Raw genomic sequence first — 14,480 nt, 5'->3', positions numbered from 1 at the left:
GCTAAATAAGCTCCATGCAATCATCATCACGCATGAAAGTTGCACTCGCCGGAGCCGTCCTCGGGCTCCTCGCGGCCTTCGCGGGACCCGGCACCACCGCGTCGGCCCTCCCCACCGACAGGGCCGACACCACGGCACAGGAGCCCGACACCACGGTCGGCGACCTCACCGGGTTCGCCGCCGACGGGTCCGTCTACCGGCTGACCGCCGGCCGGGCCCAGGCCCGGGTCAGCTTCGTCACCGCCGACACCTTCCGCATCGAACTCGCCCCCGACGGGAAGTTCACCGACCCCACCGGCACCGACATCACGCTGCCCCAGGGCCCGCCCCCGGCCACCCGCTGGCGCGACCTGGGCGACCGCTACGAACTGAGCAGCAGCCAGGTGACCCTGCGCGCCTTCAAGTCACCGCTCCGCTTCGCCGCCGTACGCGCCGACGGCACCCCGCTCTGGAGCGAGGCCCGCGGCCTCAGCTGGACCGCCGACCGCACCACCCAGACCCTCGCCCGCGGCGCCGACGAGCAGTTCTACGGCGCCGGCATGCAGAACGGCCGCGGCAACACCTCCCACCGCGACAAGACCGTCGAGGTCGGGGTCGACTACAACTGGAACGACGGCGGCCACCCCAACTCCGTCCCCTTCTACCTTTCCTCCGCCGGATACGGCGTCTACCGCAACACCTACGCGCCGAACACCTACGCCTTCACCGAGCCCGTCACCACCAGCGCGAAGGAACAGCGCTTCGACGCCTACTACTTCGCCGGCACCGGCGGCGACGCGGCCAAGGACGTCATCGGCCAGTACACCCGGCTCACCGGCAAGCCCTTCATGCCGCCCGTGTACGGCCTGGAGATCGGCGACGCCGACTGCTACCTCCACAACGCCAACCGGGGCGAGCGCCGCACCCTCGACGCCCTGAAGGTCGCCGACGGCTACGTCGCCAACGACATGCCCAACGGCTGGATGCTCGTCAACGACGGCTACGGCTGCGGCTACGAGAACCTCGCCGAGGCCTCCGCCGGACTCGGCGAGCGCGGCATGAAGCTCGGCCTGTGGACCGAGGACGGCATCGACAAGCTCGAAGAGCAGGTCAAGGCCGGCCAGCGGGTCGCCAAGCTCGACGTCGCCTGGGTCGGCGAGGGCTACAAGTTCGCCCTCGACGGCTGCAAGGACGCCCACGCCGGCATCGAGGCCCACAGCGACGCCCGCGGCTTCACCTGGGCCCCCGAGAGCTGGTCCGGCGCCCAGCGCTGCGGCGTCCAGTGGTCCGGCGACCAGTCCGGCACCTGGGAGTACATCCGCTGGCAGATCCCGACCTACGCGGGCGCGTCCATGTCCGGACTCGCCTACACCACCGGTGACGTCGACGGCATCTTCGGCGGCAGCGCCAAGACGTACACCCGCGACCTCCAGTGGAAGACCTTCCTGCCGGTCACGATGACCATGGACGGATGGGCCGCCAACGACAAGCAGCCCTTCCGCTACGGCGAGCCCTACACCAGCATCAACCGCGCCTCCCTCAAGCTCCACGAGGCCCTGCTCCCGTACATCTACAGCCACGCCCACCAGGCCACGAAGACCGGCGTCGGCCTCGCCCGGCCGCTGGCCCTGGAGTACCCGGACGACCCCAAGGCCTCCACCGACGCCGCCAAGTACGAGTTCCTCAGCGGCGAGGACTTCCTCGTCGCCCCCGTCTACCAGGACGCCGTGGAGCGCGACGGCATCTACCTCCCCAAGGGCACCTGGATCGACTACTGGTCCGGCCGCACCTACCAGGGTCCCGTCACCGTCGACGACTACAGCGCCCCGCTCGACACCCTGCCCCTCTTCGTACGGGCCGGGGCGGCCGTCCCGATGTGGCCCGGCGACATCCGCTCGTACACCGACCGCGCCCCCGGGGACCCGATCGCCTGGGACATCTACCCGAAGGGCAGCTCCTCCTTCGATCTGTACGAGGACGACGGCGTCACCCGCGAACACCGCACCGGCCGGTACGCCACCCAGCGCGCCGAGGTCAGCGCCCCGAACGGCGGCCCCGGCGACGTCACCGTCCTCATCGGCGCGAGCAAGGGCTCGTACACCGGCAAGGCGGCCGCCCGGCCGTACGCCTTCACCGTCCACACCGGCGACGCCCCCGGCAACGTGAAGCTCGACGGGCGCAAGCTGCCCGCCCTCGCCTCCCGTGCCGCCTTCGACGCCGCCGGCCAGGGCTGGTGGTACGACCGCGACGAGCGCGGGGGAGTGGTCCGGGTCAAGACGGCCGCCCTGTCCACCGGCCGCGGCTTCGAACTGAAGCTGACCGACACCAGCGCGGTCGGCGGTGCCGTACCGGGCGCCTCCGCGGCCCTCGCCGTCCCCTCGGCGCAGGAGCTCGGCGCCGGGGCCCCCGGCACCGTCGCCGTGGACGTCACCGCCGGCACCCGCGACGCCACCGACGTACGGGTCTCCCTGGACGCCCCGGCCGGCTGGCAGGTCACCCCGGCGGCACCGATCGGCCGCGTCCCGGCCGGCACCACCCGCCGGGTCGAGGTCACCGTCACCCCCGCTCCGGACGCGAAGCCCGGCGAGGCCACCCTCACCGCGACCGCCCGGCACCGCGCGGCCGGCACCGACCGCACCGCCACCCAGCGGTTCGCGGTCGGCGTGATGCCCCCGCCGCCGACCGGCGACGCCTGGGCGAGTGACCTCGTCTGGCTGCGCTCCACCAACGGCTGGGGCCCGCCCGAACGCGACCGCTCCAACGGCGAGTCCGGCGCCACCGACGGCCGGACCCTCACCCTGGCCGGTACGACCTACGAGAAGGGCATCGGCGGCCACGCCGACTCCGACATCGAGGTCTACCTCGGCGGCCGCTGCACCACCTTCACCGCCGACGTCGGCATCGACGACGAGATCAACGGCTACGGCGACGTGGCCTTCTCCGTCGAGGCCGACGGCAAGGTCCTGTGGACCTCGCCCCGGCTCACCGGCGCCTCCGCGACCCTGCCCGTGAACGTCGACGTGACCGGCGCGCGGCACGTCCGGCTGAAGATCACGGACACCAACGGGTCCAAGAGCGGCGACCACGGGGACTGGGCGGCGGCCCGGTTCGGCTGCGCCTGACACCTGATCCGCGTCCGACGCGACGACGGGAGGGGTGCCTTCGTGGCACCCCTCCCGTTCCGTCCTGCCTGCCGCGCGCCGCTACTTCTCGGACTCGCCGTCCGTGTCGGTGTCGGTGTCCCCGTCGACGGCGTCGGAGGCTGCCTCCGGGGCCTCCGGGGCCTCCGGGGCCTCCGCGGTCGGCTCGGTCTCCGCTCCCTCCGGGTCCTCGGCGCCCTCGGCGGCGTCCGTCCCCGGTACCGCCTCCGGTCCCGGCCGTTCGGGCTTCGGCGGGCGCGTACGGCCGCTCCCGGTGTCCCGCAGGAACGGCGTGTCGCCGCCCTCCATCGCCACCCCCGGGCCGCCCGGCCCCGTGCCCGGCTCGCGCCGCCGCAGATACCGCTCGAACTCCCGGGCGATCGCCTCGCCCGAGGCCTCCGGCAGCTCCGCCGTGTCTCGGGCCTCCTCCAGCGTCTGCACGTACTCGGCGACCTCGCTGTCCTCGGCGGCCAGCTGGTCCACGCCCACCTGCCAGGCCCGCGCGTCCTCGGGCAACTCACCCAGCGGGATGCGCAGACCGATCAGGTCCTCAAGACGGTTGAGCAGCGCCAGGGTCGCCTTCGGGTTCGGGGGCTGCGACACGTAGTGCGGCACCGCCGCCCACAGGCTCACCGCCGGCACGCCCGCGTGGGTGCACGCCTCCTGGAGGATGCCCACGATGCCCGTCGGGCCCTCGTACCGGGTCTCCTCCAGGTCCATCGTGCGCGCCAGGTCCGGGTCGGAGGTCACTCCGCTGACCGGGACCGGCCGTGTGTGCGGGGTGTCCCCGAGCAGCGCGCCCAGGATCACGACCATCTCCACGCCCAGCTCGTGGGCGAAGGCGAGGATCTCGTTGCAGAAGGAGCGCCAGCGCATCGACGGCTCGATCCCGCGCACCAGCACCAGGTCACGGGGCTTGTCGCCGCCGACCCGGACCACGGAGAGCCGCGTCGTCGGCCAGGTGATCTTCCGGACGCCGTTGTCCAGGAAGACCGTGGGCCGGTTGACCTGGAAGTCGTAGTAGTCCTCGGCGTCGAGCGCCGCGAACACCTCGCCCTTCCATTCCCGGTCCAGGTGGGCGACCGCGGTGGAGGCGGCGTCGCCGGCGTCGTTCCAGCCTTCGAACGCGGCCACCATGACCGGGTCGATCAGCTCGGGTACCCCCTCGAGCTCGATCACCCAGCGCCTCCTTTTCGAAGTTCCTGTCGTACGGACCAACCTTACGGCTTTCTTCAGGTCCGTCCGCAGCCCCCGGACATCCCCGAAAACCCGTGCGGCCTTGATCGACTACCCAGGAACTCGCCTCCGCACACGGCGGTCTCACTCCTCCCAGAGCGTGCTCGGCGCCTCCCTCCGGACCACCGGCGCGATCTCCTCGGCGAAGCGCTGGAGCGTCTCGATCTGCTCGGCTGTCGACTGGGCGAAGGTGTCGACCGTGACGGACTGCAGGTCGTGCCCGTAATGGGCGTGGTAGCCGAGGATCTTGTCGATGATCTGCTGTGGCGAACCGATCAGCTGGGGACCGTCCGCGACGGCGTCCTCGATCGTGCGGAACGGGGTGTTGTAACCGGCCTTTCCTTCCAGATGCGGCTTGAAGCTCTGCCGCACCTTCGCCTCGTACAGGTCCTTGTAACGGGAGACCGCCTCCTCGGCGGTGTCGGCGATGAGCAGGCCCCCGGAACCGGCCGCCACGCGCGCGTGGGCCGGGTCGTGCCCGTACTCCTCGAACTTCTCCCGGTAGTGGGCGATGAGCTTCGCGTACGCCGCACGGGGCTGGATCGCGTTGGCGGTGAAGAGCGGGTCGCCGTGCTTCGCCGCGAGTTCGGGGGAGTGGAGACTCGTGGCCGAGCCGTGCCAGATCCGGGGCGGACCGTCGTACGGGCGGGGCACCGTGGTGACGCCCTTCAGCGGGGGCCGGAACTCGCCCTCCCAGTCGACGCCCTCCTCCGTCCAGAGCCTGCGGAGCAGCTCGTACTTCTCCTTCTGCAGGTCCCACTGACGCTCCTCGTCCAGGCCGAAGAGGTCGAAGTGGCCGGCCTCCGCACCCTTGCCGACCACGATTTCGAGCCGGCCTCGGGAGAGCTGGTCGAGGGTGGCGTAGTCCTCGGCGACCCGGACCGGGTCGAGGATCGCGACCACGGTGACGCCGGTGAGCAGCCTGATCCGGGTGGTGCGGGCGGCCAGCGCGGCGAGCAGCACGGTCGGGGCGGAGGAGAGGAACGCGCCCGCGTGCCGCTCGCCGACCGCGTACGCGTCGAAGCCGAGCCGCTCGGCGGTCTCGCCGAGCGTGACGACCTGCTCCAACCGGTCGGCGGCGGAGAGGAGTTCGCCGGTCAGCGGGTGCGGGGAGTGGTGGACGATCGAGAGCACCTGAAACTTCATGCGTTCCACTCTGCGTGCCGAGTGTTGCGGCGGTGTGGACGGCGTGTGGCACGCCTCAGGGGCGGCTCCTCGAAGAGGAACCGCCCCTGAAACCAGCAGAGTTACTTCTTCAGCATCGCCTCGACGCCGGCGCGGACCTCGTCCGTCGCGAGACCGCGGATGGTCAGCGTCGTACGGCGGCGCAGCACGTCGTCCGCCGTCTCGGCCCACTCGTGGTCGCGGGCGTAGGCGACCTGCGCCCAGATCTCCGGCGCGTCCGGGTGGATGCGGCGGGCCAGGTCCGGGTTCTCGTTCGCCATGCGCGCGATGTCGAAGGAGAGCGAGCCGTAGTGCGTCGCCAGGTGCTTGGCGGTGTCGGCGGCCATCCGGGGGCCGGGCGCCGGACCGTCGACGAGCAGCCGGTGCGCGACCGCGTTCGGGTTGGCTATGCCGGGCAGCGGCAGCCGCTTCGGCAGGGTCGACACCGACTCGTAGTCCTCGCCCAGCGGGTGGCCGGGGAGCTGCTCCAGCTTCTTCATCACCGTACGGCCGATGTGGCGGAAGGTCGTCCACTTGCCTCCGGCCACCGACAGCATGCCGCCGCGGCCCTCGGTGACGACCGTCTCGCGCTTGGCCTTGGAGGTGTCGCCGGGACCGCCCGGGAGTACCCGCAGACCGGCGAAGGCGTAGGTGATCAGATCGCGCGACAGCTGCTGGTCGCGGATGGAGAAGGCGGCCTCGTCCAGGATCTGGGCGGTGTCCTTCTCGGTGACCTCGACCTGGCCGGGGTCGCCCTCGTACTCCTCGTCGGTGGTACCGAGCAGCAGCATGTCCTCCCAGGGGAGGGCGAAGGTGATGCGGTACTTGTCGATCGGGGTGGCCAGGGCGGCCTTCCACGGCGAGGTCCGCTTGAGGACCAGGTGCGCGCCCTTGGAGAGGCGGATGGAGGGGGCCGCGTTCGGGTCCTCCATCTTGCGCAGGTGGTCGACCCACGGGCCGGTCGCGTTGAGCACGAGACGGGCGGTGACGCCGAACTCGTCGCCGCTGGTGCGGTCCTTGAGCTCGGCACCGGTGACCCGGCCCTTGGTGAAGCGCAGCCCGGTGACCTCGGCGTGGTTGAGGACGGTGGCACCGGCGTCGACCGCCGCGCGGACCGTCATCAGCGCCATGCGGGCGTCGTTCATCTGGTCGTCGCCGTAGACGGCCACGGCCTTCAGGTTGTCGGTGCGCAGCTCCGGCACGTCCTGTGCGGCCTTGGCGGGGGAGAGCAGGTGCCCGACGCCGTCACCGAACGCCGAGAGGGCGCTGTAGGCGAAGACACCGGCGCCGAGCTTGGCCGCGCCGTGCGGGCCGCCCTTGTAGACGGGCAGGTAGAAGGTGAGGGGGTTGGCGAGGTGCGGTGCCACCTGACGGGAGACCGCACGCCGCTCGAAGTGGTTCTCCGCGACCAGCTTCACCGCGCCGGTCTGCAGGTAGCGCAGACCGCCGTGGAGCAGCTTCGAGGACGCGGAGGAGGTGGCGCCGGCGAAGTCGCCGGCGTCCACCAGGGCCACCCGCAGGCCCGACTGTGCGGCGTGCCAGGCGGTGGAGATGCCCAGGATGCCGCCGCCGATCACCAGGAGGTCGTACGTCGCCTTGGAAAGCTGGTCCCGGGTCTCGGCGCGGCTCGGGAGGGAGCCGGACGCCGGGTGCGTCCCAAGGGCAGGGACGCTCTGCAGGGTGGTCATGTGTCTTACTCCTCGTCCTCGATCCAGCCCATGGTCCGCTCCACGGCCTTGAGCCAGCTCTTGTACTCGCTGTCACGCCTGTCGGCGTCCATGCGAGGGGTCCATTCCGCCGCGCGGCGCCAGTTGGCGCGCAGGGCGTCGGTGTCCGGCCAGAAGCCGACGGCCAGGCCGGCGGCGTAGGCGGCACCGAGGCAGGTGGTCTCGGCGACCATCGGACGCACGACGGGCGCGTCCAGGAAGTCCGAGAGGGTCTGCATCAGCAGGTTGTTGGAGGTCATGCCGCCGTCGACCTTGAGCGCGGTCAGCTCGACGCCGGAGTCCTTCGTCATGGCGTCGGTGATCTCGCGGGTCTGCCAGGCGGTGGCCTCCAGGACGGCGCGGGCGATGTGCGCCTTGGTGACGTACCGGGTGAGGCCGGCGATCACACCGCGGGCGTCGGAGCGCCAGTACGGGGCGAACAGGCCGGAGAAGGCCGGCACGAAGTAGGCGCCGCCGTTGTCCTCGACCGAGGACGCGAGGGTCTCGATCTCGGCGGCGGACTTGATGAGGCCCATCTGGTCGCGCATCCACTGCACCAGCGAACCGGTGACGGCGATCGAGCCCTCCAGGGCGTAGACCGGCTTCTGGTCGCCGATCTGGTAGCCGACCGTGGTCAGCAGGCCGCTGTAGGAGTTGATGATCTTGTCACCGGTGTTCATCAGCATGAAGGTGCCGGTGCCGTACGTGGACTTGGCCTCGCCCTCGGCGAAGCAGGTCTGGCCGAACAGGGCGGCCTGCTGGTCGCCGAGCGCCGAGGCGACCGGGACACCGGCGAGGGCGCCGTCCTTGACGTGGCCGTAGACCTCGGCGGAGGACCGGATCTCGGGGAGGACGTTGAGGGGGACCCCCATCGACTCCGCGATCTTCTCGTCCCAGGCCAGCGTGTGCAGGTTCATCAGCATGGTGCGCGAGGCATTGGTGACGTCGGTGACGTGCACGCCGCCGTCGGTGCCGCCCGTGAGGTTCCAGATGACCCACGAGTCCATGGTGCCGAAGAGGATGTCGCCGGCCTCGGCGCGCTCGCGCAGGCCCTCGACGTTGTCGAGCATCCAGCGGATCTTCGGGCCGGCGAAGTAGCTCGCCAGCGGCAGGCCGGTCTCGCGGCGGAAGCGGTCCTGGCCGACGTTGCGGCCGAGCTCCTTGCAGAGGGCGTCGGTGCGGGTGTCCTGCCAGACGAGGGCGTTGTGGACGGGCTCACCGGTGTTCTTGTCCCAGAGCAGCGTGGTCTCGCGCTGGTTGGTGATGCCGATGGCCTTGACGTCGGAGGCGGCGATGCCGCCCTTCGTCAGGGCGCCGGCGACGACCTCCTGGACGTTGGTCCAGATCTCGGCGGCGTCGTGCTCGACCCAGCCCGGCTTCGGGAAGATCTGCTCGTGCTCCTTCTGGTCGACCGAGACGATCCGGCCGTCCTTGTCGAAGACGATGCAGCGCGAGGACGTGGTGCCCTGGTCGATGGCCGCGATGAACGGGCCGGAGGTGTGTGCGTCGGTCACGGTGTGCTCCAAGGGAGGTCTGGGAGAAGGACGGCTCAGGCGAACGCGATGTTGTAGATACCCGCCGCGATGGCTCCACCGATCAGCGGACCGGCGACCGGGATCCAGGCGTAGCTCCAGTCGGAGCCGCCCTTGTTCGGCAGCGGGAGCAGGGCGTGCACGATGCGCGGGCCGAGGTCACGTGCCGGGTTGATCGCGTAGCCGGTCGGCCCACCGAGCGAGAGGCCGATGGAGACCACGACGAACGCGGTGATCAGGGCGCCGATGACGCCGAGGCCCTTGCCGCTGTCGTTGAGGCCCTGGGTGAGCACGGCCAGGACGAGCACCACGGTGCCGATGATCTCGGTTGCCAGGTTCTGCCAGGTGTTCCGGATCTCGGGGCCGGTGGAGAAGATGCCGAGCACCGGGCCGGGGCCCTCGATCGGCGTCTTGGCGGCGGCCTCGGCGTCGGTGAGGTGAGCCTGGAACTGGCCGTAGTAGGCCACCCAGACCAGTGCCGCACCGATCATGGCGCCGAGCATCTGGCCCGCGATGTAGACGGGGACGTTGTCCCAGACGCCGTCCTTGATCGCGATTCCGACCGTGACGGCGGGGTTCAGATGGGCGCCCGAGAGGGAAGCCGTCATGTAGACGGCCGTCATGACGGCGAAGCCCCACCCGAAGGTGATCGCGAGCCAGCCCGCGTTGCGGGCCTTGGAGCCCTTGAGCGTGACGGCGGCGCACACGCCGCCGCCGAGCAGAATCAGAACGGCGGTACCGATGGTCTCGCCGAGGAAGATGTCGGAGCTGGACACCCGCGACTCCTTTGTCCTTCGTCCAGGGGAACGGCGAACCCCGGGTCCCTCCGGAGGTCCGCACCCTCGTGTGAGGGCTGTTTCCGGCCCTTGGCACTGCCACACTCTAGCGTCTATTGCCGTTAGGTGTTCGGCATTGCCGACCGATGAACGGAAGTTTTGCCCTCGGGTTAACAGCACGTCAAGGCCCCGGGAAGCGAAAAACCCGCCGATAACGCGATCGTTACCGGCGGGTTCACTCAGGTCGAGGGGCGTGGTCGCCCAGGGTCAGAAGCGCCCGGCTCCCAGATCCCGGGAGACGGCGCGGGCGCAGTCCCGTACCGCCGCGACGAGTTCGGGACGCAGCTCCCCGGCCGGGCACAGCCGCTCCACGGCGCCCGTCACCGCCACCGCGCCCACCGGCATCCGCCGCCGGTCGTGGATCGGCGCCGCCACCGAGGCGACTCCCTCCCAGGTCTCCTCCACGTCCGCCGCCCACCCCTTGGCCCGCGTCATGTCGAGCAGGGACTCGAAGTCCCCCAGGATCGTGGTCGTACGGGGCGTGAACGCCTCCCGCTCGATCTCCAGGACCTCGCTGTGGGCCACCGGGTCGTATGCCGACAGGACCTTGCCCAGGGCCGTGGAGTGCAGCGGCTGCATGGCCCCCACCTCCAGGACCTGGCGGCTGTCGTCCGGCCGGAAGACGTGGTGCACGATCAGGACGCCCTTCTGGTGCAGCACCCCCAGGTGGACGCTCTCGCCGCTGGACCGCGCCAGGTCGTCCGTCCAGACGAGCGCCCGCGCGCGCAGCTCGTGCACGTCCAGATAGCTGTTGCCGAGCCGCAGCAGCTCCGCTCCGAGCTGATAGCGGCCCGAGGCCGCCTCCTGCTCCACGAAGCCCTCCGCCTGGAGGGTGCGCAGGATGCCGTGGGCCGTACCCTTGGCGAGCCCCAGCGAGGACGCGATGTCGGACAGTCCGAGCCGGCGCTCGCCGCCCGCGAGCAGTCGCAGCATGGCCGCCGCCCGTTCAAGCGACTGGATGTTCTTCGCCATCGCCCGACCCCTTCTCCCTCTCACGCTGTTCGACAATGCTGAACACTATCGGTCGATGCCGACCTTGCGTTACACATGACAGTGTCAGTCAAGAACGGGCCGAACCGGGAGTCCCCGCACACAGGATGCCGTCCGCCCCGCGAGACGCCGTGTCCACCCCGGCCCCTGCGCGGTTACGCTGACCCCGTGCACCCTCCTCCGAAGGTGCAAAGCCGACAGCCGTCGCATCCCAGGGAGCTCATCCATGGCCTCGTTGCCGACCCCTTCCGCTGACAGCCGGAACCGCGCCGCAGCCCTCCGCGAGGCACTCGCCAGCCGAGTCGTCGTCGCCGACGGCGCCATGGGCACCATGCTCCAGGCACAGGACCCCACCCTTGAGGACTTCCAGAACCTCGAAGGCTGCAACGAGATCCTGAACATCACCAGGCCCGACATCGTCCGTTCGGTGCACCAGGAGTACTTCGCCGCCGGCGTCGACTGCGTCGAGACCAACACCTTCGGCGCCAACCACGCCGCCCTGGGCGAGTACGACATCCCCGAGCGCGTCCACGAACTCTCCGAGGCCGGCGCCCGCATCGCCCGCGAGGTCGCCGACGAGTTCACCGCCACCACCGGCCGCCAGCGCTGGGTCCTCGGCTCCATCGGCCCCGGCACCAAGCTCCCCACCCTCGGCCACGCCCCGTACCCCCTGCTGCGCGACGCCTACCAGCAGAACGCCGAAGGCCTCATCGCCGGCGGCGCCGACGCCCTGCTCGTCGAGACCACCCAGGACCTGCTCCAGACCAAGGCCTCCGTCATCGGCGCCCGCCGCGCCCTGGACGTCCTCGGCATCGACCTGCCGCTCATCGTCTCCGTCACCGTCGAGACCACCGGCACTATGCTCCTGGGCTCCGAGATCGGAGCCGCCCTGACGGCCCTGGAGCCGCTCGGCATCGACATGATCGGCCTGAACTGCGCCACCGGCCCCGCCGAGATGAGCGAGCACCTCCGCTACCTCGCCCGCCACTCGCGCATCCCGCTCTCCTGCATGCCCAACGCCGGCCTGCCCGTCCTCACCTCCGACGGCGCCCACTACCCGCTCGGCCCCGGCGAGCTCGCCGACGCCCAGGAGACCTTCGTCCGCGAGTACGGCCTCTCCCTGATCGGCGGCTGCTGCGGTACGACCCCCGAGCACCTGCGCCAGGTCGTCGAGCGCGTCCGGGACCTCACCCCCGGCACCCGCGACCCGCGCCCCGAGCCCGGCGCCGCCTCGCTCTACCAGACCGTGCCGTTCCGGCAGGACACCGCGTACATGGCGATCGGCGAGCGCACCAACGCCAACGGCTCCAAGAAGTTCCGCGAGGCCATGCTGGAGGCGCGCTGGGACGACTGCGTCGAGATGGCCCGCGACCAGATCCGCGAGGGCGCGCACATGCTCGACCTCTGCGTCGACTACGTCGGCCGCGACGGCGTCGCCGACATGGAGGAGCTCGCCGGCCGCTTCGCCACCGCCTCCACCCTGCCGATCGTCCTGGACTCCACCGAGGTGGAGGTCCTGCGGGCCGGCCTGGAGAAGCTCGGCGGCCGGGCCGTCATCAACTCGGTCAACTACGAGGACGGCGACGGCCCCGAGTCCCGCTTCGCCAAGGTCACCCGGCTGGCCCAGGAGCACGGCGCCGCGCTCATCGCCCTCACCATCGACGAGGAGGGCCAGGCCCGCAGCGTCGAGCACAAGGTCGCCATCGCCGAGCGGCTCATCGAGGACCTCACCGGCAACTGGGGCATCCACGAGTCGGACATCCTCATCGACACCCTGACCTTCACCATCTGCACCGGTCAGGAGGAGTCCCGGAAGGACGGCATCGCCACGATCGAGGCGATCCGCGAGCTGAAGCGCCGCCGGCCGGACGTCCAGACCACCCTGGGTCTCTCCAACATCTCCTTCGGCCTGAACCCGGCCGCGCGCATCCTGCTCAACTCCGTCTTCCTCGACGAGTGCGTCAAGGCCGGCCTCGACTCGGCGATCGTCCACGCCTCGAAGATCCTGCCGATCGCCCGCTTCAGCGACGAGCAGGTCACCACCGCGCTCGACCTGATCTACGACCGGCGCGCCGAGGGTTACGACCCGCTGCAGAAGCTGATGGCCCTCTTCGAGGGCGTCAACACCAAGTCGATGAAGGCCGGCAAGACCGAGGAGCTCCTCGCCCTGCCGCTGGACGAGCGTCTGAAGCGACGGATCATCGACGGCGAGAAGAACGGCCTGGAGGCCGACCTCGACGAGGCCCTGACGATCCGTCCCGCTCTGGAGATCGTCAACGAGATCCTGCTCGACGGCATGAAGACGGTCGGCGAGCTGTTCGGCTCCGGTCAGATGCAGCTGCCGTTCGTGCTCCAGTCCGCCGAGGTCATGAAGACGGCGGTCGCGTACCTCGAACCGCACATGGAGAAGACGGACGCCGACGGCAAGGGCACGATCGTCCTCGCCACCGTCCGCGGTGACGTCCACGACATCGGCAAGAACCTCGTCGACATCATCCTCTCCAACAACGGCTACAACGTCGTCAACATCGGCATCAAGCAGCCGGTCTCCGCGATCCTGGAGGCGGCGGAAGAACACCGGGCGGACGTCATCGGCATGTCCGGCCTCCTCGTGAAGTCCACCGTGATCATGAAGGAGAACCTGGAGGAGCTGAACCAGCGCGAGCTGGCCGCCAAGTACCCGGTGATCCTCGGCGGCGCCGCCCTCACCAGGGCGTACGTCGAGCAGGACCTCCACGAGATCTACCAGGGCGAGGTCCGCTACGCCCGCGACGCCTTCGAGGGCCTGCGCCTCATGGACGCCCTCGTCGCCGTCAAGCGCGGCGTCCCCGGGGCCGTACTCCCCGAGCTCAAGCAGCGCCGGGTCGTCAAGCGGGACACCGCCGCCCTCCAGGTCGCCGAACCGGAGCCCGGCGGCCGCTCCGACGTCTCCGTCGACAACCCGGTGCCGACCCCGCCGTTCTGGGGCACCCGGGTCGTCAAGGGCATCCCGCTGAAGGACTACGCCTCCTGGCTCGACGAGGGCGCCCTCTTCAAGGGCCAGTGGGGCCTCAAGCAGAACCGGGCCGGTGACGGACCCTCGTACGAGGAGCTCGTCGAGACCGAGGGCAGGCCGCGGCTGCGCGGCTGGCTGGAGCGCCTCCACACGGAGAACCTCCTGGAGGCGGCCGTCGTCCACGGCTACTTCCCGTGCGTCTCCAAGGGCGACGACCTGATCATCCTCGACGAGGCCGGAAACGAGCAGACCCGCTTCACGTTCCCGCGCCAGCGCCGGGGCCGCCGCCTCTGCCTCGCGGACTTCTTCCGCCCGGAGGAGTCCGGCGAGACCGATGTCGTCGGCCTCCAGGTCGTCACCGTCGGTTCGAGGATCGGCGAGGCCACGGCCGAGCTGTTCGCCTCCGACTCCTACCGCGACTACCTGGAGCTGCACGGCCTCTCCGTGCAGCTCGCGGAGGCCCTCGCCGAGTACTGGCACGCGCGCGTCCGCGCCGAGCTGGGCTTCGGCGGCGAGGACCCGGCGAACGTGGAGGACATGTTCGACCTCAAGTACCGCGGCGCGCGCTTCTCGCTCGGCTACGGTGCCTGCCCGGACCTGGAGGACCGCGCGAAGATCGCGGAGCTGCTGCGTCCGGAGCGGATCGGCGTGCACCTCTCGGAGGAGTTCCAGCTCCACCCCGAGCAGTCCACCGACGCCATCGTGATCCACCACCCCGAGGCGAAGTACTTCAACGCCCGGTGACATGCCCGTCGGCACCCCCGTCGACACGCTCGGTGACCGGAGAAGACACCCGCCACGGTAAATCCGCGCTTCTTCGGTGATCCGGACGTACACTTATCGGTCCAGTGCAGGCCGGTCTTCCTCCCCGTACCGGGGAGGGGGGCCGGCCTTCTCGTCCC

At 70.6% G+C, this 14,480-nt stretch carries 8 protein-coding genes; 2 read left to right on the top strand and 6 right to left on the bottom strand.

Going from position 1 to position 14,480, the window contains the following annotated elements; all coding sequences use genetic code 11:
• Positions 1–14: 14 nt before the first annotated feature.
• Complete coding sequence (locus OG514_RS01510; protein ID WP_266890007.1) at positions 15–3,101, top strand: NPCBM/NEW2 domain-containing protein; 3,087 nt, start codon at positions 15–17, stop codon at positions 3,099–3,101.
• A gap of 81 nt (positions 3,102–3,182) precedes the next feature.
• On the opposite strand, the gene OG514_RS01505 is transcribed toward OG514_RS01510, so the two are convergent.
• The 6 genes from OG514_RS01505 to OG514_RS01480 all read right to left on the bottom strand — a co-directional run bounded on the left by OG514_RS01505 (position 3,183) and on the right by OG514_RS01480 (position 10,565).
• Positions 3,183–4,298 (bottom strand): PAC2 family protein, encoded by a 1,116-nt coding sequence (locus OG514_RS01505; protein ID WP_266890006.1) that lies wholly within the window; start codon positions 4,296–4,298, stop codon positions 3,183–3,185.
• A gap of 141 nt (positions 4,299–4,439) precedes the next feature.
• Positions 4,440–5,501, bottom strand: coding sequence for an LLM class flavin-dependent oxidoreductase (locus tag OG514_RS01500; protein WP_266890004.1), 1,062 nt, complete (start codon positions 5,499–5,501; stop codon positions 4,440–4,442).
• 101 nt (positions 5,502–5,602) lie between these two features.
• Complete coding sequence (locus OG514_RS01495) at positions 5,603–7,207, bottom strand: glycerol-3-phosphate dehydrogenase/oxidase (protein ID WP_266890002.1); 1,605 nt, start codon at positions 7,205–7,207, stop codon at positions 5,603–5,605.
• Between the two features lie 5 nt (positions 7,208–7,212).
• Entirely contained in the window at positions 7,213–8,739 is a 1,527-nt protein-coding gene (gene glpK, locus OG514_RS01490; RefSeq protein WP_266889999.1) for a glycerol kinase GlpK, read from the bottom strand.
• A 35-nt stretch (positions 8,740–8,774) separates the two neighbouring features.
• Positions 8,775–9,533: an MIP/aquaporin family protein gene (locus OG514_RS01485; protein WP_266889997.1), complete on the bottom strand. Its 759-nt coding sequence runs from the start codon at positions 9,531–9,533 to the stop codon at positions 8,775–8,777.
• Positions 9,534–9,800: 267 nt separating this feature from the next.
• Positions 9,801–10,565: an IclR family transcriptional regulator gene (locus OG514_RS01480; RefSeq protein ID WP_266889995.1), complete on the bottom strand. Its 765-nt coding sequence runs from the start codon at positions 10,563–10,565 to the stop codon at positions 9,801–9,803.
• A gap of 244 nt (positions 10,566–10,809) precedes the next feature.
• Here OG514_RS01480 and metH point away from each other — a divergent pair, with 244 nt between their 5' ends.
• Entirely contained in the window at positions 10,810–14,322 is a 3,513-nt protein-coding gene (gene metH / locus OG514_RS01475) for a methionine synthase (RefSeq protein WP_266889993.1), read from the top strand.
• The last annotated feature ends 158 nt before the right edge of the window (positions 14,323–14,480 follow it).

Source organism: Streptomyces sp. NBC_00572 (assembly GCF_026341815.1).
Classification (GTDB): domain Bacteria; phylum Actinomycetota; class Actinomycetes; order Streptomycetales; family Streptomycetaceae; genus Streptomyces.
This window is presented reverse-complemented; position numbering and strand designations above follow the sequence as displayed.